A 23,958-nucleotide genomic window follows, 5' to 3' on the forward strand; every position below is an offset into this window, starting at 1 on the left:
ACTAAATATCGCGGGCAGTTCGAAGAGCGGATGAAAGCCATAATGAGCGAATTGGAAAAAGCTGACAATGTCATTTTATTTATTGATGAATTGCATACCATCGTTGGAGCAGGTGGCGCATCTGGCTCCTTGGACGCATCCAATATGTTCAAGCCGGCTCTTGCCCGCGGTGAACTACAGTGTATTGGTGCGACCACTCTCGATGAGTATCGCATGTATATCGAAAAAGACGGTGCTTTGGAAAGACGTTTCCAGAAAGTGATGATTGAACCGACATCACCAGAAGAAACATTAGAAATTCTCCGATTTATCAAAGGAAAATATGAAGAGCACCATCGCGTTATCTATTCTGATGAGGCGCTTTTGGCAACGGTTCGCTTATGCGAACGCTATATCAGCGATAAATTTTTCCCGGACAAAGCGATCGACGTGCTGGACGAAACAGGTTCACGTGTCCACATTTCAAGCATAATTGTTCCGAAAGAAATTCTGGATCTGGAACAGCGGATTGAAAAAATTCGCCAGGAAAAAGAACAATTTGCCAAACAGCAAGATTTTGAACGGGCTGCAAAACTTCGCGATGTCGAAAGAAGACTTCAGGACGAGCTGATGTTCGAAAGGAACAAATGGGAACGCGAAGAAGAAAGTCAAATCGCTGAAGTACATGAAGACGATATTGCTGAAGTAGTAGCGATGATGACCAGCATTCCGGTTCAACGAGTCGCCCAAAGTGAAACAAAAAAACTGTTGGGTATGGAAGATGAGTTGAAAAAGCGGGTTATCGGGCAGGATGATGCCATCGAAACCATCACACGCGCAATTCGCAGAACACGGGCAGGATTGAAAGACCCAAACCGCCCGATTGGCTCGTTCATGTTTCTCGGACCAACCGGGATTGGGAAAACTCACCTTGCCAAAGTTCTTGCTGAATATCTCTTTGAACGGAAAGATGCACTAATTCGTATCGACATGTCCGAATATATGGAGAAATTCTCGGTATCTCGACTGGTTGGCTCTCCTCCCGGATATGTTGGTTATGAAGAAGGCGGGCAGTTAACGGAGAAAGTTCGCAGGCACCCATATGCTGTGATTCTTTTTGATGAAATTGAAAAAGCACACCCGGATGTATTTAATATTCTGTTGCAAGTCCTCGATGAAGGGCAGCTTACAGACAGCCTTGGCAGAAAAGTTGATTTCAGGAACACAATTCTAATCCTTACCAGCAACGTTGGCGCGAGAGACATCAAAAAGAACATATCCATGGGCTTTACGCAAGGTAAGGATGACGAAGAGCATAATGTTATGCGTGATAAGATTTTACAGGAAATGAAACGCCTGTTTAATCCGGAATTTATCAATCGTTTGGACGAGTTGATTTATTTCCGCCGACTGAAAAAGAAAGAAGTTGCCAAAATCATCGAATTGATGGTTAATGAAATGACAGGACGTTTGCTGGAACACAATATCACGATCGAGTTGACTGATGGTGCAAAAGATTTCATCGTTCAAAGCGGTTATGATCCGGTTTACGGTGCACGTCCGCTCAAAAGGGCTATACAAAAATACATCGAAGATCCGCTTGCAGATGAAATTCTAAAAGGTAAATTTGCTGAAGGTTCATCAATCAAAATCAAAATGAAAAACCGTAATGAGTTAACTTTTGCAGAAGTAACAAAAAGCGGTGAAATTGAAGCTGAACAGGAAGAAAAAGATTCGGAATTGTAAAAAACAATTTCATTAAGAATGAACAAAAAATCCCGGCGAATAATTATTCAGCCGGGATTTTTTATATTACTCATCGTCAGATTCAGAATTTAATCGTTTTTTTTGAGCGTTTAGATTACGCGAAGCCTCTTCGAGCATTTCTTTCTCACGAGGCGTTAAACTATCAAATCCCATCCGATTTATTTTGTCTAATAGTTCATCAAGCACTGCCTGATAATTTTTTTCATCTTCCTCGTTGAATTCATCATTCGTCTTCTTTTTCAGATTACTACTTAAAAAGGGCCTTTTTTTTTAAACAAGTCCTTGAAAATATTATTACCAATTCCATAACGCGCGTAACGATGGCGCAAATAAAGAAACCCGGCAACAAGCCCGCCAAGATGACCAATATGCGAAATACCATCCTGTCGCGGCAACATGATAAACTCCAACAGTCCAATTATCAACACAAAATATTTGACTTTAATGGGAACCGGAAAAAGTAATAACATGATCTCCCGATCCGGATAAAAAAGGGCGTACGCAACAAGAATAGCAAACACCGCACCCGATGCGCCGATTGTAAATCCAAATGAATTAAAATTCCATAAAAAAATGGTTATACCGGCTATTGTGCCCGTTAACAGATAATATTTTACAAACTCTTTTGTGCCCCATTCACGTTCCAGTTCACAGCCGAACATCCATAAAAAGAACATATTCATGGCAATATGCATCAAATCGCCGTGGAGGAAAATATAGGTAAACACTTGCCAAACATAGAGCCTGTCCACAATATAAAGCGGGACTAAACCAAAAATTTCCAAAAATTCCCGACCAGCAATAAACTGCTGAATCAAAAATACGGCAATTGTTGAAAGAATGAGGTTTTTTACTCCAGGCGTTATAGAACTAGAGCCATAGCGCGCATACATAGTTGTATCCTTAATTTGAGAATAGTCTTCATTTTAATTATCAAACACGATCGTTTAATATGGATTCTGTCAGATTAATATGCTTTAGCGAATAAAACCCGGCGTTTACTTTCTTCACCTGTGATAATGCATCTTCCGGGCTCCTCCGCCTCATCAAACGGAATACAGCGGATTGTAACACCTAAATCTTGTTTGATTTGCGCTTCAACCGCTTCACTGCCATTCCAGTGTGCCAATGCAAATCCACCATGAATCTCTGGTTGGTTACGGTTTTGAGGAGTAAAGAAATCATAAAAATCTTTCTTATTGTCTATTTTAACGGTGTTGAGTGTGCGAAACTCATTTGCCCGTTGATAAATGTTACGTTGAATTTCGTCCAATGTGTCCGTTAAATTTACTAAAAATTCTGATCTGTTAATTGCATAACGTTCTTTATATGCTAAATCTCGGCGTCCCATAAAAACAGTGTTTTCTTCAACCTCACGCTTGCCAACTTCCAACCGGATCGGAATGCCTTTCTTAACCCAATCCCACACTTTTGCGCCACCACGTCCGTCTCTGGTGTCCAATTCAACAACGAGAGGTCTTCGGGAATAATACTTATCCTCGATTTCCTTTTTCAAGGATTCACAATAAGCCATAACATCGGATTTGGAATCTTCATCATGTACCACAGGCAGAATTACGACATGAGCAGGTGCCAATTTAGGCGGAATAATCAATCCGTCATCATCACTATGCGCCATAATTATTGCGCCTATCAACCGGGTTGATACTCCCCAGGAGGTTGTCCACGCAAATTGTTCCGTGCCGGTTTCATCTAAAAATTTGATATTTGAAGCTTTGGCAAAATTCTGCCCCAGAAAATGAGAGGTTCCAGCTTGAAGCGCTTTTTTATCCTGCATCATCGCTTCAATACAATATGTGCGAATTGCCCCAGGAAAACGTTCGGATTCCGTTTTTTCGCCTTTAATTACAGGAATTGCCATAAAATTCTCGGCAAATTCGGCGTAGATATCCAACATTTGCCGGGTTTCCGCTTCCGCTTCTTCAGCGGTAGAGTGGGCAGTGTGACCTTCCTGCCACAAAAATTCTGTGGTACGCAAAAATAAACGTGTCCGCAATTCCCATCGAACCACATTTGCCCATTGATTGATCAGCAACGGTAAATCGCGATATGACTGCACCCATTTGGCAAACATTTCACCGATTATCGTTTCGGAGGTCGGTCGGACAATCAGCGGTTCTTCCAGTTCACCAGCAGGTTTTAGACCGCCCTTACCATCGGCTTCCAGTCGATGGTGGGTAACTACCGCACATTCTTTGGCAAACCCTTCGACGTGCGCAGCTTCTTTTTCCAGAAAACTTTTGGGGATAAATAGCGGAAAATATGCATTTTTGTGCCCGGTGTCTTTAAACATTTTATCCAGCCCTTGCTGGATATTTTCCCAAATGCTATATCCCCATGGCTTGATAACCATACATCCCCGAACCGGGGAAACTTCTGCCAGGTCCGCTGCACGAATCACCTGTTGATACCATTCCGGATAATTGTCTTCCCGTGTCGGAACTATTGCTGTGCGAGCCTTTTTGGCCATATCAAAAAATCCTCTTATGCAGAAAAAAATGTAGTGTTAGTTTTTTATAAAATGATAATATAAACATTAACTTAAATGAATGCTCGAATTTAAAAATTACTTCAACCGGTCATCACGAAAAGCCAGTGGTAATAATTGATTTATGTTCATTCGTTGTTCAACACCGGTTTCAGAAAGCATGATTACTTCGATATCTGGCGCATAATCCATTAAAACCTGCCGACAAGCACCACAGGGCGGACACAACTCTTTGCCATCTGCCAAAATATAAATTCGTTGAAAAGTGCGGTGTCCTTCAGTAAGCGCCTTGAAAAGTGCTACACGTTCGGCACAAATTGTTAATCCATAGGAGCTGCTTTCAATATTAAATCCATTGAAAAACTCACCGGTTGTAGTTTCCAATAGCGCGGCAACATGAAAACCGGAATATTTCGCCAGAGCCTGCTGCCTTGTTTGTTGAAGCTTTTCTAAGATATCGTTCTTTGTCATCATATTTCTTTGGTTTTGTGGACGAGAAATGTAAGTGATTGGGGCGGGCAGCACAAGTATTTTTGCTGAAGATCGACCAAAACAAAAATCCCTCACTGGAGGATGAGGGATTTTTGTTTTAAACTTAAGTTGAAAATGTTGTTTAATTCTATTTTTCTTCTTCGAGCAATTGGCGCAGCTCTTCCAATTCACGTTCAGCTTGTTCGCGTTCGCGCTTCAGACGACGTAATTCTTCTTCGATCGAACGGGCTTTTTCGCGCTCTTTGAGTAAACGATCGTAGAAGTTTACGCGGTCACGGACATCTTCTGCACCTGCACCACCGCTTTTGTAGCGATATTCACCGCCGTTGAGTACGAGGTTCAATCCCATGGTCATACGCCAAGCAGCATAATTTGGCAGATCAAGATTTCCACCGGAGAATGTTGCCGGCGGCACACTCGTATCGGTATCATTTGAAACCCGGAGATCCAAACCAAGATCAAAATTAATCCACCAACGCGGCTTGAAACGTAGAGATGGTGTGATGTATGCATAACTTTCGCGGCTGAATGCAAAAGTATCCGGCTCGCTAACAAACGCGCTGCCCCAAAATTCTAAATTCAGATCAAACAATTCAGTCGGATAGGAAAAACCAAGTCCATATTTTAATGCCGAGGAGTTGCTACCTGCGGTAATTGGTGCTGTTAAACCAATCACGTCTGTTGTATCAAATAATGCTTTTCCTGCGTCATTATAATAATGCCAGCCAATATTTGCGTGGAAGCTGTAATCGCGATCTGGCAAAAACGGATCGTTATAGTAAGACAATAATCCTGTCAAACGGAATTGCACTGCATCGGGTGCATATTCTTCAAAAGGATAGTTGTGCTTTTCACCCGTCGGTAAAATCAATCCGAAAACACCACCAACCTGCATTTTGTTATTACCAAGCTGAAAACCGCCACCTTTCAAGTCCAGACTGATATCACTGGGCGTGTTCGCTTCGTTTTCTTTATGGGTATCCTGATAGACGCGAACGTTTACCGTTGCATCAAAATGCTCAGTGATACCATAAGTTAACAGCGCATTCCCTTGAACAGACCAGAAATTCACTGCTGAAAAATTGGCAGGGCGTGTGTTTCCAATAAAATCACCTAATTTGGTGAAAAAACGAGTGTTAGTGCGGAGATCTAACCGACGCGGCTGAAGTGTCGAGGCGGTTTGAATCCGCAATAAACTTTTACTTCCGCCAGCGTCCTGTGCGATGGCAGTTTCGGGGAATGCTGTTAGCATTGCCAGCAACAGCAAATAAACAAGTGCCATAGATAACCTCCGGCCTTCTTTTAAGGATTCTGTAAATTTTTTCATTGTCTCGACTCTTTCCTTTTTATATTTCTTGCTAACCGTATTTATATTCGAGAAGCTAATAGCACAACATTAACAATTATTGCAAGATCACGCATAAAACCGACCACTCTTCCAAAAATATCGGAAATACTTCCAGAAACTATGATGACATCGCCCGGCTGGAGCGGTACGAGTAGATCTTGATTACCGGTTTTTACGTATTTTTCGATATCTACCGTAATTACTTCCTGATTTTTACGTACAATCCGGACATCGTTTAATCTTGCAGAACGTGTTGGACCACCTGCGGATGACAACAAATCTATTATATTGAATGCGCTTGGAACACTATAAATCCCGGGTTTCAGAACATTTCCCCACAAATTTACGGATATCAGCAGAACATCCGAATCCCCGAGAATATATTGCGCTGCACGATCACCACCGGAATACGATTGATCCTGTGCATACGAAAAAGAACTAACCAACAAAAGCAAAGCAACTATTAAATGTTTCATCCAGTTTCCAAATCCAATTCGCGTCTTTATACAGGGCTCATAACAACCGTGGCAGCTTTTCCGTAGCGCCTTGAAACATTCCTTTGCTTTCATCGCATTGATGAGCTGTAATAAATGTTATGAATAAGTTGTTTTCTAACTATTTATCGACGTTTAAACCATTAAGTTTAGTTAAAAACTGTATATTTTTAACGTTTTTAAACATTTTATCCGTCCGGACGTGCTGTTATATCTCAATTAACCTGAAAACTGCCCCAGGTTGACTCACAACCTGCACGCTTATCACTAATTCCAATATTGTTACTAATTTCTATCCGCCATTGATAAAAGCCAGATGGCAAAGATGAAAAACCAACTTCATTGAGATTACGGCTTTGTTGTGGTTCAACACTTGCGATGTTATCAAGCAGGTTAATTCCTACAACTTCAAATTCGGATACCCCAATTCGTCTTTCCAGCCTGAAGTAAAAATTCTGCGGAATATATGAAAATAACCATTCAAACTGCCCGCTAAAATTTTGCCCGCTTACAGGAGAAAGGATTGTCGGTGCTGGTAAAAGTCTGTAAAATTCTTTTGCAGATGGTTTACCAGTCAACCCATCTTCATCTTTTGCAATAACATAGTAGAAATAAAGGGTATCTTCACCTGCAGACTCATCAATATAGGATGTATCCTTACTGTTGAAAGGTTGCACAACCTCTGCAATTTTAACGAAGGTCCCCACAGAATCACTCAGGCTTGTGCCAGTACGCCGGAAAATCTGGTATGATTCAATATCATCATCGCCGGTCGAATACCATTGTAAAAAAATCGAGTTTTGGTTAGGGCTTCCCGGCACTGCGACAGCATCTATGCCCGTTTCAACTGCGTCAACATCTGCCGATTTTGGGACAAAACGAACTTTTTGCGGTTCCTGATTTTTAGGTTCGGTGCTATCACTGCATCCGTAAAAAACCAGGTTTGCAAAGAAAAGAATAAACATGTAATAGAACGTTTTTTTCATTTTTACAATTGTATTGCTGTATTTATCCGGTGACTGCCGCCCAGTTCGTGACTCCGAAATGCGTAGTCAATCCGGAAAGGCGATATTTGCAAGCCAACGCCTGCGGTAAATTTATCATCAGTTAATCCGAAGCGAAGCGCCAAGCGATCGTAATAAGTATATTCGAAGCCAATATTATGAGGCGAAACAAACTGGGTCTGATAAGAATATGCAAAAAGTAATTTTCCGTTAATGCCGGTTAACGGCTGCATATACGAACTCCCCAAGTGCCAACTCCGCTCAATTTTATCGCTGTGACGCGAATCTGTATTCCAATTTATTTTTGTATTAAAAATATCTTTTATTGCCAATCCCAAACTGATTCTGCCAAACCGGTTGTCGTTCAACAAATCATCCAGTCCAAATTTAAGCATCGTGCCAAAGTCGAAACCGATGGCAGATCCCTGTTTATCAAAAAGGTTTTGACGCAGCAATTTAACATTTAGCCCTATCGGAATTGTTACTGGCATCACAAAATACTGCCAACCGAAATCCACGTTTATCTTATTTTGCTTTGACAACGTGATAAAAAATGCGTCTTCATTGCTGTTTGATAATCCCAATTCCGCCTGTGTTAGCGCAAACTCATTCCAAAAGCCATACGGGTCTTCTCCGGCGTTTGCGACTCTTGTATCGTACGACGAATTCGGGTCGTTAAGCAATGGTGAATCGAATTGCGGTATATTCGGCACAGACAAGCGAATCCAGTTTACCGATACTGCTGCCCCGTTATACAATGGTCTGGTAAATCCCAAATGAAAATGCCGAACCAACCCCTTAAACAGTGATGCATACATACCAGATGCTTCAGCCCGTTGCATATTTGCAATTCCGGCGGGATTCCAGTAAAACGAGCTACCGTCATCCGCAACGGACACATATGCCTCGCCCATTGCCAGCCCACGGGCACCAACGCCCAATTCCAGAAAAGCACCGCCGTAACGGGTATCCTGGGCGGACAATTGACCAAACGCTAATAAAAATATGCACACTAATGAATAAAAAAACATTTGAATTTTCATTTGATCTATCTCAACTTAACCACTTTCAATATTTTTTCGAGGGTTTCGCCATCGTATGAACCCCGTAAAAGTGCAAAATATACACCATTTGCAACCTCAATACCGTCTTTGTCGGTGCCATCCCAGATCAATTCGTTGTAGCCTTTCCGGCGTGCACCGCCGTCAGGGTCTAACGGATCGTTATTTATATCCGAATCTATTCGCCGGATTAACCGACCGCTGATGGTATAAATGCGAATTTCAAATTCATCTAGATCATCATTCAGATTAACGAAATAAGAAAAAATCGTTTGATCGGAAAACGGGTTAGGATAATTGCCGTAAACAATGATATCGAAGCCATCTGCAACCACCAGTTCGAACTCTGCGGTGGTGCGATTTCCGTTCACATCTTCGGAAACGACCGACAAATTATGCCTACCCTGCGCTAATTCCGGAAAAACTGTCAACCCCAAAATGCTGTTGGTTTGCAGCGAATCCGGGAAAATCAGTTTATCATCCGAAACCGGGATGCCGTTCAGATTCACCTGCACTTTTTCGCGCTGGAGATTGATGCCGCTTTCGTCCTGAATCAGCAAATACAGCGATGGATTGTTGGATACCAACCCACTTTCCCGCAACGGACGTCCATCAACGGAAAGCTCAACCTGCGGCGCACGATTATCGTTGCTGATAAACGGCGAAAACAACGCGTTTCTCTGAACCTGCGCAACGATCTCGCGATTGACCGCATCTCCGGAAAACTGCGTTGAAACCCACGGTTGTGTCGGGCTGTTTTTTTCGTAAAGTGTTACATCTGGCACATTATATCGCGACAAATCGATGAGCGATGTATCGAGGATCACGCGAACTTCATACGGAATGTTAAAGCTGGCGCCCGATTGCAAAGAACTGATTTCCAGCGCGTCAAAATTGCCAGCGCTTCGCAAAGCAACCGGCAAAAGCCCGGTTTGATCCTGCGGAGCGTCGAATGCAACAGTCCGGACGCGCACAGCAACAGAATCGCTTACACTCCCGGATGGAAAAAACACGCGATAAATATTGGCAATTGTCAACGTATCGTTAGCGGTTGGCGCAATATTGAATACTTCCGTTCGGAGAAGGCTTTGTAACGTATCATTTGCAGTGTTAAAATCTGCGACATCTTCTGCGGGATCCACTTCTGCCAATGCGTAAATATTAAAAATATCCCGGTTCAAATCCAGTGGAAAACGCGTTTGCAGGGTTGTGCTGTCTGCCGCACCGATCTCGCCTTCAGCGGTTGCAAAATAATTTGCGTTGCGCAAATTCTGCAATCCGTCTGCAAAATGCACCCGGATTTTCAAGTTACCATCGCTGCCCGCACCGGCAACATTTTCCACACCGATGCGCAACTGGACATTCCGGCTGCCGCCAAAAGCGAGCGTGCCGTTGATCAATTGAATGTCCGGGCGAATATCCGTTACATTGTAACTCAGGTTGGGAATGATACTGGTATTGCCCAAGCTGTTTTGCACATAAACATTGAAAATACTGACTTTAACTCGAATGTCGGATCCAGTTTTGCGACAAAAATTTCCGGATCGGCTGTATTTTGGACCGCGAAAATCGTATCCGTTTTTACGCCTTCGCGGAATAGATACACTTTTTGGATGCCATTGCCATCCACGATACGCATATTCACTTGCACCGTATCGTCAACATCCGGTTCAGCCGGCAGAAAATTGATATCGGTAACGGCTGCATGGTTCACGCCGATGCGCACCGATCCGCTGCGATCTTCCGTGCCATCACTCAAATATGCCCGGACCAATCCGGTTCCGTTCGGAAAATCGGCATCGATGGGCAGCAAAACGGTTGTGCTTTGCGAAACGCCGAACAGCGGCACGCGATCCACAACATCAAATTTACTGTTCACCAATTCCACATAACCGTCTGCATTGCTTAACGTAGTGTTTATGCTCACTTCCAGCGTTTCGCCGGGCAACGGTGTGTTTGAGTTCAGTTCGATCGGCAGATCTTCCGTGGCATATTGCAATTTCACATACGGATCGCCGATTAAATTGTATTGGTAAACCATCTCATGCTTCACTGTGCCAAAGCCCTGAGTTGCCAACACATCGCCGTTAAAATTGTATTCGCCGCCATTGTCAAAATAGAGAATTTTTCCCAATGTAACGATTTCGCCAACGCGACGATTTTGATCGAAAATGAATAATCCGGTGTGCCAAAGCATCGAATAATCGTTGTGCAAATAGCCAAGCCCGGAAGATGCGATGGCGGCAATTGCGCCTTTGTCCGGCGTTAACACGAGTTTTTGCGAAAGCCCCGGGCGCTGCGGATTTTCGAATGCGCCGGTGAAACAGGTCATGCTGGTGATAAACGGATACATGCCTTTGTTGTTCAAACGATCGACATCCGGCAATTGCATCAAGCCCTCATCCGCCCAGATGTAGCCGCCGCCATGACCCATGAAGTTGATTAAAAACAATCCGTTATCCCACCTGTCGATGAGGTCGGTTGTACTGCCGAAATTTGGATCGAATCCGCCGGTGGTATCCGGAACGGTGTTCAGCCGGAATGCGCTGTGTTTGTTGGGAAGAATCGACTCGATCACCCGGGAATTCTGCGAGCGAAACGCCGGATATCGTGTGCCGAACTGGCTTTGCAATTCATACGTTCCGCGATCATTTCCGCTGATGAACAACGCCTGACTGCGCCACGCGGTTTTCGGCGAACTTTGTTCATATTCCATAATTTTGGCTGTGACGCCGGTAACGCCTGCGGCAGTGTTTACCGGCAATCTGCCGATGAACAAATCCGGGATTTCATCGCTGCCGGCAATCAACGCATATGGAAAATCCGTTGCCACTGCGCCAAATTTTTCGGTCTGATAAAAAAATGTGGGCACCAGATCTTCCGCTGCTGCGCTGGTGGCTTTGTAATTGAGATTTGCGGCACCGAGGAACAGCACATATTTCAGCCGGTCGCTGCGGCTCCAGTTGAAAAATGCGTATCGCAGAAAATCTTGTATCGCCAACGGCGATTTGATGCCGTAATTAAATTCATCGTAAATGTCCTGAACATCGATCAATTCAACCGAAACGCCCTGGCTGCGGCGATAATCTGCCAAATCTCCGGCGCTTTCGATCAAATTTCCGTGAGTGATAATCACATATTCCGCAGCGTTGGATGGGCTTTTCAACAATCGCTCCGGCGCTTCCGGATCGAACGGACGATCGACTTCAATTTTCAACGGCTTCAGCTTTTGCGCGTCTGTCAGCGCAACGTATGCGGTGTTATCTCCCGGCACGTTATCCTGGAAGGTAAGTTTATAATTTATCTGACCTTGAACGTTTTCAAAATCGATCTTGAAGTTGATGATTTTACTGACACCGATTTTGTAAATATCAATTTCGGGGCTGGTAAAATTATCAATTTCAAATTGAAACAAATCGACATTCGGGAAAGGAATAAACGCCGGGCGTTTGAATTCGATGTAATTTTCGTTCGCTTTATATTGGCGATCGTAAGTGACTTCGAACCAGTTGAGCAGCACAATATCGGTGCCTTTAGCGGGGTTGTTGGGATCGCCGACATCCGGTAGCGTTGGTAACTGCACTTCCAATGCATTTTCACCATGTACCAGATCCGATGCACGAACGCTGGAATTGCCAAAATTGTTGATCGACGCGGTATCCTGCCCAAACCAGTCCGGGCGCGATTTGCCGACAAATGCGTTGTTCAACCAAATCATTGCATCGTGCGGTTGTTGCAAATTGCCCAACGTTTGTCCGAAAGAAAGCCCGGACATCATCACGCGGACATTCACTGGACGGAACGATGTTTCTTCCGGATAAATCAGTTCGAACGGATATTGTTTTTTGCCGATCGCTTTGATGCCGCCATCAAAAAACCAGTGATCGCGTTTATACGATAGCTGCTCCTGATTAGCTTGCCCGAACCGGTCGAAATGTGCATCGCGTTCGATGTGTTCGGTGTGCGAAAAAAACAGCGAAGGGTTAAACTGGCCGTTGCGGGTGGTAACGATACTGCCGTTTTCTTCCACCATCCGGGCACCGGAACCGCTGCCCCAGGATAGCCAATACACATTTCGGTCCGAAAACGGATCGGTGTATAAATCGGGGTAAATATCGGTGAATGTTTTTTCGTTGCGCTCCCCCCAAAATTCAAAAAAATCGATGTCGTCGAAAACACCGTCCTGATCGCCCTGCACAGAAATGGCGATATCTTTGCCTTTGTTGGTCAATCGCAACGTTTTCGGGTCGATATCGCTGGTGTTGATGTTCGCATCCAGCAAATCTTCGCCGGTAATTTTGTAAATCCCTTTTTTGTCGACGCTGATTTTGACACGCGTTCCGGTGGCAGCGGTTGTCAAACTCGACAAATTGCCCTGAACCGAAACCGGCGGCGTTTGCATATTTGCTATATGCAACTGTTCGCCGTTCACGATTACGCCTTTGAGCAGTTCCGCTTCTCCGGCTGGCACCATCCGGGCTGTCGGCTGACCATTTTGATAATTTATTTTAACCCGGAATTTTTTGTAAAAACGGATTCCGCCGGGCGTTACCTGAACCGGATAAACCCGCAAGCGGGTCAATTGGTAATCGCGGAAAATGCCCATTTCATTTAGTGCGGCAATTTCAGCGGGAAAAATTTCTTTCGCCAGTTCCAGCGACGGGTCAGGTTTTTGGGACATTACCGGGCTGTTTTGCGATTGTACATCCGGCTGATTCGGTTCATCATAAAAAATTGCCGGGAACACATCGGGATAATTTTCCACCGTTTCTGGCACAATTTGCAACACCGGACGGCAATCCGGCAGGGCAAACGGCATTGCTAAAACCGGCAATAACGGCTTACCGGGCATATAGTTTTGCGATAATCCTGCGATTTCAATTCGGGTGGCTGTGGAACGGAAGTGCTGCTGATCCAGATCCGGGAATTCAAATTGAAGCTCAATGCCGTTCTCGTTTTGAGAAAGGATGCGATAGTGTTGCTGGGAAAACACAATAGTGGAAATTCCCATCAAAACCGTCGTAATGATGTAAACGATTAACCTGTTGCTCATGTCACCTGTTGAACGATCGATATGGGAAGTTACTTCCCTGATTAAGGAACCCTCATTCCATTTTGAAGGGGCAAATATATGAGATAATTCCAGTTAGATCAATCTTTTTAACAAAGATAATATGCCCGGCAACCGAAAGACTGCCGGGCATATCACATAACTTCAATTCTTATTTCAGAAACACCATTTTACGAACCTGGCGGAAACCGTTTTCGCGGACGGAGAAAACATAATAATAAATGCCGCCGCTAACGGTGTTGCCGTTGTCATCGGTTGCATCCCACCGATAGTTGCCGTCGTAAACGCCCGGTTCCAGCACTTCGCCGGCGATCAGCGTGCGCACTTTTTGTCCCAGAATGTTATACACTTCCAGGTTTACCGTGCTGCTTTGCGCAATGGTAAAGTTGAAGCTGGTGCTCGGGTTAAACGGGTTCGGATAATTTTGTTCCAGCGCAAAAGCTGTCGGCAGCGTCAGTACCAGCGCAGAGGCCTTCAGTGTGCTTTCGTGAATGGTTCCGTCGAAATCGCGGGAAATGAGTTTGTAATAGTAGGTTTCGCCTTCTTCGACGTTTTCATCCACAAACTCGTAGGTGGTTGCGGTGTTGGTGTTGCCCTGACCGCTGATAATTTGCTGATTTACCGGCTCATCAAACGCGCCGTTTTCTTCACTGGAACGATAGATGAAAAATCCTTCGTTGTTCAGTTCGCTGGCGGTTTCCCATTTCAATGTGATTTTGCCAAATCCGGCAACAGCCTGGAAGGATGTGAGCGATACCGGCAGTGAGTAGTCGGTTGATGTGGTGAATGAAATCGGCGATGCATTACCGACATCATCAAATGAGCGTATGGCAAAGTATTTGTTGCCGGCGGGCAAACCCGATAAATCTACATTTCGAATACCAACACTGAAATTCGAAGCATTTCCTGAATAAGCAGATGAGGCAGCATCCCATTTTGCTTCATTATCAATTTGCCCATCAGCTTCATCAGCCCAGCGGATTTGGAAATTAGTGATATCACCGCTTGCTCCGTCGTCACCGGAGCTGCTGCCATTCCACTCAAACACAACAAATTCGTCATTATTTGAATTTGATGCATCGAAACTGGTAACTTGCCCCGGTATTCCGTTATCCACTGTAATTGTGCCGGTAGCATCCGAGAATGCGGAATTTACTGTAACTTGAACGGTTCCGGTAAATGTGGTATTACTGGTTCCTGTAAAAGTTACAGTTGGATTAAATACATTGTTTGCATTAAACGAAATTGCTGCAGGTTCCGTTAAATCGCCGGTGCCTGTCCACGAATACGTTGATGCGGTGGTAAGGTTACCATATTGATCATAAACAGCAGCAAACAACTGCACTGATTCATCAGGATCAGATTGAGTTGCCCCCTGATAAGTAGCACTACCAAAAATATTGTTTGCATAATCACCTTCGCCATCAGCGGAGGACTTTACAAGAACCTCAACTGCTGAGGCATCATTCACTGTCACGTTTGCAGAAGTTCCGGTTGTAGAAAGTTCATCAGCAGCAGTTAGTGTCGGTGTTTCGCTCGAATTATACAAAGTCACACCAGTGACGGTACTAAACACCGAGTAAAAGAAACCGATTGATTACTCGGTAAAACCGGCGATGTTCCATCCGGGGAATCTGCAGCCGGACCGGTTATGGTAATTGTATGATTACCAGTATAGTTCTCTTGGGTCACACCGCCATTTTTCGCAGTTACAGTTATGTTAAACGCTGAACCGGCTGTAACCGCTGAACCACCATTTACAACCAAATCAAATCCTGTAACCGTTACACCTTGTATTTCAATTTGCTGTGTTGCGTTATCTACCGGCAGGTTGCTTGCCTGTTCTGTGACCGTAATGGTCGGGTTTCCGGCTGTGGCTTGTTTGTAGTAAAATGCGGCTGTCGTGTTTCCACCGGAAATGGAAACCTGGCTGATAGTGTTAATGCCTGCGTCATCACTGGTAAAGGTGCCGCCACCGTCACTTGAAAGACTGTAAGTTGATCCCAAATTGAAGAAATAAGGCGTTGCATCACCATAGTTGTCTTCAATTTCAATACCAAATTGAGATGTTTCGTTTACCAGCACAGGTGTCTCTGTAGAAGTAATTGCAATTCTGTAAGCATCCGTCAACTGAACGGAACTGCTCGAATTCGTCGAGTTTGCAGAAGGATCGCTGGCAACCACCCGGTAATAAGCGTATTTATTTGAAGATGCATCAAATGTAGCTGTAAAATTCCCACTTCCGTTATTGGTTATTGAAACGCTCAAATTGCTCCAGCTAGATCCATTTGCGCTACCTTGGAAGGTCACAGAACTGGTTGAGAGATCTGCATTTACTTCCAGAGGAACATTAGGATTATAAATTGCATCCCCGGCAGGCTCAGCAAGAGTTGGTGCTGACGGTGCAATTTGGTCTGTCACAGATTCATTTCCTGTGATCACTTCATTACCTGCAGCGTCTTCTAATGAGTTTGAGTTTACACCACTATTTACATAATCTAAAGTGAGAACGGGGTTAAGATTCGCTAAAGCTGAACTGACTGTTAAATCCCACGTATCAGAAGGTGAACCACCAACGGCATTCACAGCCGATATTGATCTGCCACCTGCGTCAGCACCGGAAAGCCCAAAACGGGCGGTTGGATCCCCATCAGCTTGCACATCCTCTGAAAAGGTAACACGAATGTTTGTTGTTGAAGTGGCTACTGCCGTAACCATATTTGGAGCTTGTGTGTCTGGTTTATCAAGTGTGTTTGACAATGCGAAATCAAATACATTAGAAATCAATACGACCCTAATAACAGCTGTAGCACCTGAATAAGCTGCAAAATTTTGCACACTTCCACCAACTGTTCCGCTACCAAATGTAATACTAGTTGAAGATGGTGCAGCAGAATTTATTTGTGTTGTTCCGGAAGCATCGCTGTATTCATTAATTGCTACATTTGAGATCGCTGTTCCACTCATTGATCCTGTTAAGTTAAGGTTCTCAAAAATGGAAGCAATTCCATCTCCAGACTGATCCGAAACAGTCAATGAACCATTAACACCGAGCGGGCTTAGTGGTTCCGAAAAGTTATCACCAACAACCGGCAACAAACCTGTCCCTCGAACATAGCTAAACTCTGCAGTAAGCAGCACGTTCACAAAGGAAACACTTTTCGGAATGTCGCTTAACAGGATGGAACCATAGAGTGTATTATTTTCAACCGTCAGGTTGTTGTGATCTAACTCTTTAACGCCTAACAATTCTCGATTTTCATCATACAACCAGATGGCTGCTTTATCAATCGATTCGCTGCGTTCGAAGTTAGCTCCTGTTAATTCAATCACATCCCCATTCCGGTAAACCTGCTCCGGATTTTGCACCTCAATGGTTGCTAATTGCGCCTCCCTGGCGAATAGTGCTGCCGAAAACAGCAACACATACAAAATAGCTGCTAAACGGTAACTATTTTTCATCATTCCCTTACTCCTAATGTTTTGAATTAAATGTCCCTCAACATTCTTGTTTTTTATTAATTTGCCTGTAACAATTCCTTTAAAAAATTTCTTTTTTTCTGTGGTTTGTTTTGCACAAATGCATCGTTTAGCCGGCGGCGCAGACTTTCCTCGTTTAATCCACGGGTGAGCACGCCGTTTTCGGCAATCGAAATTGTGCCGGTTTCTTCGCTGACAACCAGAATCATGGTATCCGTTTGTTCAGATAAACCGAGCGCTGCACGGTGCCGCATGCCCAAAGACGGATCGAGCCGCGGGCTTTGCGTAAGCGGCAACTGGCATTTGGCAGCCAAAATCTGGTCGCTTTGGATAACCACTGCGCCATCATGCAACGGTGAACGGGGGTTAAATATGGAGAGCAATAACGGTTTACTGACCCGCGCGTTGACTTCCGTACCGGTTTCCACAACACTGCGAACACCGGTTTCACGCGGCAACACAATTAGCGCGCCAAAATTTTTCTGTGCAAGTTCCAGCATCGCACCAACCACTTCTTCGATAAACATGGGTGCTTCCACTTTAACCAGCCGCTGAACAATGGGGTTTTGCCCAAGATTTAATAACATTCTTCGAAACTCCGGTTGAAAAATAATTACAAATGCGATAACCCAAACTGTCTTCAAGTTCGAAAAAATCCATGAAATGCCGCTCAGGTTGACCAAATCCGCGAGTATCGAGAACAGTAAAATGAGTAACAATCCCAGCATCATTCGTGCGGCAACGCTGCCCCTGATAAATTGATAAATCCGGAAAAACAAAACCGATATCAGGGCTATATCAAAAACATCCACTAAGCTGATCGTCAAAAAACCAAATTTTAGAAACATAGACGATTCCGGATTACTAAAATCATTGAGTTATTTTATATCGGTATAAAATTATTGAACATTAGAAAAAGTGTTGTTTTATAAGGCTTACGGGCATTTTCTAATCTTAATCTCATGTATCAATTGCAACGCATGACGATGTTGGTGCACATCGTGCACACGCAATACCGCAGCGTTATTATTGATGCCAACCACATTCGAGATAATCGTGCCGGTTAGGCGATCTTCAACCGGTGCGTCCAACACTCTGCCAATAAATGACTTACGCGATGTGCCCAGCAAAACCGGATGCCCGAAAATCCCGAATTCGCGGAGCCGTCGCAAAATTTCCAGATTGTGTTCGACAGTTTTGCCGAAGCCGATTCCCGGATCGAGCAAAATTTGCATCACCCCGCGACTGCGAACAAATTCGCAACTTTTTTTCAGCTCGCGACAAATATCTTCCATCAACAAATGATAATTGGGTTGCTGCTGCATCGTTCGCGGTTCACCCTGAATGTGCATCAATGCCATCGGTGCGTTAAACGCGGCGGCAACATCTGCGATTGCCGGATCGAACCGCGCACCGCTGATATCATTAATAATATGCGCGCCGTTTTCCAGTGCCCATTTGGCGACATCGCTTTTGTAAGTATCCACAGAAATGATGCACCCGGGCAGCTTTGCCAATTGCTGAATTACCGGACCGATGCGCTGCCACTCATCCGCCACAGAAACAGCTCCGGCACCGGGACGGGTGGATTCGCCGCCGATATCGATGATGTCCGCACCTTCGTCCAGCATTTGGCGGGCACGCCGATACGCCGTTTCACCGGAATTGTGCTGACCGCCATCGCTGAAAGAATCCGGGGTAACGTTGAGAATCCCCATAATCAGCGGACGATCGATCATCAGCGTTTTGCCATGCGGCAGTGTAAATTCCCATTTTTTTTTCTCGAAATCCGTTGCGAGTTGCGTAATTTCCTTTCGAAACAAATCCGCAGTTTCGGGCAGCGATCCGGCAATTTGCGATAAATATTTTGCCGGCGGATTTCCCATACGGAGGAATATTGCGCAATCTGCATTTCCGAAAACAGCATCCGGTGCCAGCACGGTCAGCCATTCCCGGATTTGCGATAACGTCGCCGTATCTGCATCCGTTATCTTTAAAACTACGGTTTCAGCAGTCAGATCGGATTTCGAAATAGCATTTTTTTTATCTGAAACGCCGGATTTTTCTAATTCTTCCTGCCAATCCGCAGCGTTCAGATGTATCAGCAGTCGCAAAAACATGATCAGTTTGAACCTTCGGCTTGCCCCGGAATGGGAATATTTAAGGCTTTGAGGCATTCGCGAATGCCTTTCATCGCCTGAATGGCGTAATAATCTTCGCTGCCGGTTTTGTGGGCAACGCGATAGCGAAACTGCGCCAACGCTTTTTCAAACTCACCGCGTTCCTGAAAAATCACGCCCAGATACAAATGCGCATCCAGATAATCATCCAGATCAACAGCTTTCTGGAAATGCGTTTCGGCGCGATCCGGCTGCTTTTGCAAATAATATGCGATGCCCAAATTGTAATGCGTCACCGATCGATCCGGCATCACGCGATCCGCATGTTCAAATGCAGCAATCGCGGGTTCATATTCAAACAGCGTCAGATGAAATTTTCCTTTTAGCAGCAGCGCGGTGTAATTATCCGGCGCCAGCGCCAACGCGCGATCCAACCGGTAGCGGATTTCCGCTGCGGGCTGGTTATCCACCTGCAAATTGACCAGCAAATTTTCGATATAGCGGCGCAGGGTTTCCGCATCAAACGGGCAGATATTCAGAATCCGCGCCATCAGCTCACCGTCACTCTCGAACGGCAAATCGTGATACCGCGACGGATGCAACGCCAGCAAATTTTTGAGCACTTCCAGATTCAGCGGATCTTCGCCAAAGGCGATTTTCAAAAACGCTTCGGCATCGCCAAATTGTTGATCGGGCATAAATGATTCGGCAATCATGTTGCTGAGCAACGGGTCTTCCAAACCCGCATCGTAATTGGCTTGCGCAGCAGGAATCAGCACCTGCCGTGCTTCCACGAGCATGCGCTGCCATTCGTTCAGTTTCGTTTCGTAAGGATTTTTTACCGGGTGTTTCAGGCTGAGGTCGTTCGCGATGCGGATCCGGTTATAAAGTAGTAAGTGTTTAATATAGGCATTGTCCGGGTGTAAATTCAATGCCTGTCTGCACAAATTAAGACTTTTTTGGTAGTCATTGCGCCAAAAATGGTCTCTTGCCAGCACAAAAAGGCTATCCGCCAGCAGCGGTTGCGGCAATTTCTCTTTTAACGGTAACACCTCGCCAATCCATTGTTGAATCGCAGCGATAGCCTTTTCCGGTTCGCCAGCGGGAAAGGGCAAGTTTTTTTGCGATTTTATCCGGTTTCCCGGGAATGTCCTGAAAGTTAATGCCAGTTGATAATTGCCGTTTTCGCGGCGAATGGTGCCGGTAACCAGCTCGTCCACAGGCATTTGCTCGGCGATGGTCGCGCATTGCGATGCCTCAAATGTGGCGCAATCCGCACCGGCGAGATAATTCCAGCGCTGGTCGTAATAGTAGTTGGTTGGGTTACGCTGCGATTCAACAGATCGTTCCATCTCATCGCGGAAATAATATGCCAACCACTTATCCGCCGGATTTTCCGCGTAAAATTGAACGCTGTATCGCGAAAACGCTTGCGGCGGCGGATCGCTGAGCCACAGAAATCCGTAAACCAACGTTGCCAATCCCCAAATTGCGAAAAACCAGATGCGGAATAAACGCGGCGTGAACAGCTCATTTTGGCGCGACATGCCGCGCAGCACCAAAAACACAACGATGATAAACAGCAGGTAAAGACCGAATCCGCCGGGCACATTGCCGGTCAAAAAATCAAACATTCCCTTTTCTCCGCCATTCAAAAATTATTACGCAGGTGTTGAATGCGTTCGGCAGGCAGCTTGCCCCGAACCACTTGCGTTACTGTGGTCATTTCCTTTTTGTGCCGTCCGCGCATGGATGCGCACAGTTGCGTCGCTTCGATGGTGACCATCACACCTTCCGGCGCCAGCGCGTCCACAATTGCATCGGCAATTTGTGCGCCCAATCGCTCCTGAATTTGCAATCGCCGCGAAAACGCATCCACAATTTTGGCCATGCTGGAAAAGCCGGCCATCCGGTTGTTTTGCGGCACATATAAAATGTGTACCTTGCCAAAAAACGGTAAAAAATGATGCTCACACATGGAATAGAATGCGATGTCTTTAATCAGCACCACGTTGTTTCCGGCGTCCTCCGGAAATCCGGCAGATAATTTGCCAGTTTCGGCATAGCCGCCAAAAATTTCTTCGCACATTTCCGCAACGCGATCCGGCGTTTTTTGCAGCCCTTCGCGCGCCAGATTTTCGCCGATACCTTCCAGAATCAGCCGTACGCCTTCCATGATTTTTGCTTTATCCATGAGGTGCCTCTACCATTACAAAATAATGTCGTTAAACATTTTAACTTGTGATATTTGAAATATTATTCATTTTTTTCAGGCGCAATCGAACCGGATTGATTTCACATTTTTTGCAGGTTTTTATTCTTTACATTAATATGTATGTGCAACCGATGCAAAACCACCAGTTGCAAACGATCTGCGGTTTGGAAATACAACCCAATATTGCCGGATCAAAAAAATACCGGATAAAGCAAGTATATCCGGTATTTATATATTCGAATTTTTATCCGTTTCCAATAGATGTTCTAATGGATACATGTGTTATGCATTTTCGTCGGATTCTTGCTCCGGTGGTTTTTTACTGTCCGGTTTTGGCTGCGATTTCTTCTCTTCTTTTGCATCTTTAGCTTCTTTGGCTTCTGCTTCTTTGGTTGCCGTTGAACCGTTTTTCTGGGTTTTCAGTTGAGCGTAATGGCGTCCGAGCGCTTTATCAGGCAGCGGCTTGTCTTCCATTATCAACTGAATTTCGCTGGCATCCAGAATTTCGCGTTCCAGCAATGCTTCGCTGAGCTTGTGAAGCGTTTCCATATTTGCACTGAGCAATTTATGCGTACGTTCTTCCGCTTCCCGGACAATGCGCCGAATTTCCGTATCAATTTCCTGAGCTGTTTTTTCGCTGTAATCGCGATGGGTGGCAATTTCCCGTCCGAGGAAAATTTCCTCGTCTTTTTTGCCGAATGCCAACGGACCCAGTTTTTCGCTCATGCCCCATTCCGTTACCATTTTGCGGGCAATTTCTGTTGCGCGCTCGATGTCGTTTCCGGCACCGGTGGTAAAATGGTTGAAAATCAGTTTTTCGGCAACGCGGCCGCCGAGCAGGGTGCACAACCGGGTTTCCAGATAATCTTTGGAATAGGTATGATTTTCATCGATCGGCAGAAAATGAGTAACCCCGAGTGCCCGTCCACGCGGAATAATGGTCACTTTATGCACCGGATCCGCACCCGGAATTAATCGCGCAACCAGTGCATGACCGGCTTCGTGATACGCCGTGGTGCGCTTTTCTTCATCATTAATCAGCATGCTTTTGCGTTCGATACCCATCATGATTTTGTCTTTTGCCATTTCAAAATCTTCCATCGTCACGCGATTGCGATCGAGACGGGCGGCAAAAAGCGCTGCTTCGTTCACAAGATTGGCCAAATCCGCACCTGCCAAACCGGGCGTGCCTTTGGCAATCACTTCCATATCCACATCTGCGGACAGCGGAATTTTTTTGGTATGCACCTTCAGAATGCCTTCGCGACCGCGAACATCCGGGCGATCCACAACGATCTGGCGATCGAAACGACCGGGACGCAGCAATGCCGTATCCAGCACATCCGGGCGGTTGGTTGCAGCGATGATAATCACACCTTCGGTGGTATCGAAACCATCCATTTCCACCAATAGTGCGTTGAGGGTTTGTTCGCGCTCGTCGTGACCACCGCCCAAACCGGCGCCACGCTGACGACCAACAGCATCCATTTCATCAATAAAAATAATACATGGTGCGCTTTTACGACCCTGTTCGAACAAATCGCGAACACGGCTGGCACCGACACCCACAAACATTTCCACAAAATCCGCTCCGCTCATCGAGAAAAACGGCACACCGGCTTCACCGGCAACAGCTCTGGCCAGCAATGTTTTGCCGGTTCCGGGAGGTCCTAACAACAATGCGCCTTTGGGAATTTTTCCGCCCAATTTGCTGAATTTGGAGGGATTTTTGAGAAATTCAATAATTTCCTTAAGTTCTTCTTTGGCTTCCTGACAACCGGCAACATCGTCAAATGTTACCCGGGTTTCGTTTTCCATCAGCATGCGTGCCTTGCTTTTCCCGAATGAGAAAATATTTTTGCCGGCACCGCCGCCCTGCATTCTGCGGAACAGAAAAATCCAGAAACCCAGCAACAATACCCACGGTAAAAAATTGCCGATAACATCCAGCCATTCGGTTGAAAGCTGCATAAATTTTACGTCGATACCTTTATCCTGCCAGGCCTGAACCATTTCTTTGTCCATGTATGGCAAAGTGGTTTTGAACTGATCGTACGACCGGACTTTGCCGTTGGGTAGCCGTTCTTCCTCAGGTTCATCTAAGGTACCTACAAAATCATTCGCGCCTTCTTTTACCACAACTTCCGCTTTTTTGATGCGGTTTTGCTCAAGAAATTTCAGGTATTCAGAATAATCGATTTCCACCGGGTTTTTGCCGCTATTCTGAAAAATCATGGCAAACAACAGGATGCCGGAAAACAGGATTACCCAAAACAACACCGAACGAGATCCGCGTTTCCACTGGAAATCGTCACGATTGTTTTGCCCCTGCGGCGACCGTTTACCCCGATTTCGATCATTTGGATTATCTTTAAACATGTTCATAAATTATTTCCACCGATTCTTTTTGGTCAGCTT

At 45.2% G+C, this 23,958-nt stretch carries 17 protein-coding genes (1 of these 17 only partly in view); 1 reads left to right on the top strand and 16 read right to left on the bottom strand.

What is annotated here, in order from left to right; translation table 11 throughout:
- On the top strand, positions 1–1,725 hold the 3' portion of the coding sequence (locus H6629_03645; GenBank protein MCB9066887.1) for an ATP-dependent Clp protease ATP-binding subunit. Its footprint begins 756 nt before the window's first position; 1,725 of the gene's 2,481 nt are visible here — the last part of the coding sequence; the start codon falls outside the window, past its left edge; it ends in the stop codon at positions 1,723–1,725.
- 272 nt (positions 1,726–1,997) lie between these two features.
- Here H6629_03645 and H6629_03650 read toward each other — a convergent pair whose 3' ends face one another.
- The 16 genes from H6629_03650 to H6629_03725 form a co-directional block, all read right to left on the bottom strand.
- Positions 1,998–2,639, bottom strand: coding sequence for a rhomboid family intramembrane serine protease (locus H6629_03650; protein MCB9066888.1), 642 nt, complete (start codon positions 2,637–2,639; stop codon positions 1,998–2,000).
- 74 nt (positions 2,640–2,713) lie between these two features.
- Positions 2,714–4,237, bottom strand: a complete 1,524-nt coding sequence (locus H6629_03655) for a proline--tRNA ligase (GenBank protein MCB9066889.1) — start codon at positions 4,235–4,237, stop codon at positions 2,714–2,716.
- 96 nt (positions 4,238–4,333) lie between these two features.
- Positions 4,334–4,726, bottom strand: coding sequence for a cytidine deaminase (gene cdd / locus H6629_03660; protein ID MCB9066890.1), 393 nt, complete (start codon positions 4,724–4,726; stop codon positions 4,334–4,336).
- 148 nt (positions 4,727–4,874) lie between these two features.
- Positions 4,875–6,074 carry a hypothetical protein gene (locus tag H6629_03665; protein ID MCB9066891.1) on the bottom strand — a complete coding sequence of 400 codons (1,200 nt, stop codon included), beginning with the start codon at positions 6,072–6,074 and terminating at the stop codon, positions 4,875–4,877.
- 41 nt (positions 6,075–6,115) lie between these two features.
- The gene (locus tag H6629_03670; protein MCB9066892.1) at positions 6,116–6,571 is read right to left on the bottom strand and encodes an SLBB domain-containing protein; all 456 of its coding nucleotides are present in this window, start codon (positions 6,569–6,571) and stop codon (positions 6,116–6,118) included.
- A 233-nt stretch (positions 6,572–6,804) separates the two neighbouring features.
- The gene (locus H6629_03675) at positions 6,805–7,575 is read right to left on the bottom strand and encodes a hypothetical protein (GenBank protein MCB9066893.1); all 771 of its coding nucleotides are present in this window, start codon (positions 7,573–7,575) and stop codon (positions 6,805–6,807) included.
- Positions 7,576–7,577: 2 nt separating this feature from the next.
- Positions 7,578–8,636, bottom strand: a complete 1,059-nt coding sequence (locus H6629_03680; protein ID MCB9066894.1) for a hypothetical protein — start codon at positions 8,634–8,636, stop codon at positions 7,578–7,580.
- A 5-nt stretch (positions 8,637–8,641) separates the two neighbouring features.
- Positions 8,642–10,120 carry a hypothetical protein gene (locus tag H6629_03685; protein ID MCB9066895.1) on the bottom strand — a complete coding sequence of 493 codons (1,479 nt, stop codon included), beginning with the start codon at positions 10,118–10,120 and terminating at the stop codon, positions 8,642–8,644.
- On the bottom strand, positions 10,090–13,707 hold the full coding sequence (locus H6629_03690; protein ID MCB9066896.1) for a hypothetical protein: 3,618 nt from the start codon (positions 13,705–13,707) through the stop codon (positions 10,090–10,092). The genes H6629_03685 and H6629_03690 overlap by 31 nt, the downstream gene beginning before the upstream one ends.
- Positions 13,708–13,876: 169 nt before the next feature.
- Entirely contained in the window at positions 13,877–15,274 is a 1,398-nt protein-coding gene (locus H6629_03695) for a hypothetical protein (GenBank protein MCB9066897.1), read from the bottom strand.
- 2 nt (positions 15,275–15,276) lie between these two features.
- The gene (locus H6629_03700; GenBank protein ID MCB9066898.1) at positions 15,277–17,190 is read right to left on the bottom strand and encodes a hypothetical protein; all 1,914 of its coding nucleotides are present in this window, start codon (positions 17,188–17,190) and stop codon (positions 15,277–15,279) included.
- Between the two features lie 53 nt (positions 17,191–17,243).
- Positions 17,244–18,053 carry a TIGR00159 family protein gene (locus tag H6629_03705; protein ID MCB9066899.1) on the bottom strand — a complete coding sequence of 270 codons (810 nt, stop codon included), beginning with the start codon at positions 18,051–18,053 and terminating at the stop codon, positions 17,244–17,246.
- An 87-nt stretch (positions 18,054–18,140) separates the two neighbouring features.
- Positions 18,141–19,091, bottom strand: coding sequence for a dihydropteroate synthase (folP, locus tag H6629_03710; protein MCB9066900.1), 951 nt, complete (start codon positions 19,089–19,091; stop codon positions 18,141–18,143).
- Positions 19,092–19,327: 236 nt separating this feature from the next.
- Positions 19,328–20,959 carry a tetratricopeptide repeat protein gene (locus tag H6629_03715; protein MCB9066901.1) on the bottom strand — a complete coding sequence of 544 codons (1,632 nt, stop codon included), beginning with the start codon at positions 20,957–20,959 and terminating at the stop codon, positions 19,328–19,330.
- A gap of 17 nt (positions 20,960–20,976) precedes the next feature.
- Positions 20,977–21,519, bottom strand: a complete 543-nt coding sequence (locus H6629_03720; GenBank protein ID MCB9066902.1) for a GTP cyclohydrolase I — start codon at positions 21,517–21,519, stop codon at positions 20,977–20,979.
- Positions 21,520–21,822: 303 nt separating this feature from the next.
- The gene (locus H6629_03725) at positions 21,823–23,919 is read right to left on the bottom strand and encodes an ATP-dependent metallopeptidase FtsH/Yme1/Tma family protein (GenBank protein MCB9066903.1); all 2,097 of its coding nucleotides are present in this window, start codon (positions 23,917–23,919) and stop codon (positions 21,823–21,825) included.
- Positions 23,920–23,958 lie beyond the last annotated feature (39 nt).

The sequence above is a fragment of the Calditrichia bacterium genome (assembly GCA_020634975.1).
Classification (GTDB): domain Bacteria; phylum Calditrichota; class Calditrichia; order RBG-13-44-9; family J075; genus JACKAQ01.

Coding starts and splice junctions, on each gene's coding strand:
- H6629_03725 (MCB9066903.1), bottom strand. CDS start 23,919: ATGTTTAAAGATAATCCAAATGATCGAAATCGGGGTAAACGGTCGCCG.
- cdd (MCB9066890.1), bottom strand. CDS start 4,726: ATGACAAAGAACGATATCTTAGAAAAGCTTCAACAAACAAGGCAGCAG.
- H6629_03700 (MCB9066898.1), bottom strand. CDS start 17,190: ATGATGAAAAATAGTTACCGTTTAGCAGCTATTTTGTATGTGTTGCTG.
- H6629_03705 (MCB9066899.1), bottom strand. CDS start 18,053: ATGTTTCTAAAATTTGGTTTTTTGACGATCAGCTTAGTGGATGTTTTT.
- H6629_03650 (MCB9066888.1), bottom strand. CDS start 2,639: ATGTATGCGCGCTATGGCTCTAGTTCTATAACGCCTGGAGTAAAAAAC.
- H6629_03675 (MCB9066893.1), bottom strand. CDS start 7,575: ATGAAAAAAACGTTCTATTACATGTTTATTCTTTTCTTTGCAAACCTG.
- H6629_03655 (MCB9066889.1), bottom strand. CDS start 4,237: ATGGCCAAAAAGGCTCGCACAGCAATAGTTCCGACACGGGAAGACAAT.
- H6629_03665 (MCB9066891.1), bottom strand. CDS start 6,074: ATGAAAAAATTTACAGAATCCTTAAAAGAAGGCCGGAGGTTATCTATG.
- H6629_03680 (MCB9066894.1), bottom strand. CDS start 8,636: ATGAAAATTCAAATGTTTTTTTATTCATTAGTGTGCATATTTTTATTA.
- H6629_03720 (MCB9066902.1), bottom strand. CDS start 21,519: ATGGATAAAGCAAAAATCATGGAAGGCGTACGGCTGATTCTGGAAGGT.
- H6629_03690 (MCB9066896.1), bottom strand. CDS start 13,707: ATGAGCAACAGGTTAATCGTTTACATCATTACGACGGTTTTGATGGGA.
- folP (MCB9066900.1), bottom strand. CDS start 19,091: ATGGGAAATCCGCCGGCAAAATATTTATCGCAAATTGCCGGATCGCTG.
- H6629_03670 (MCB9066892.1), bottom strand. CDS start 6,571: ATGAAACATTTAATAGTTGCTTTGCTTTTGTTGGTTAGTTCTTTTTCG.
- H6629_03715 (MCB9066901.1), bottom strand. CDS start 20,959: ATGTTTGATTTTTTGACCGGCAATGTGCCCGGCGGATTCGGTCTTTAC.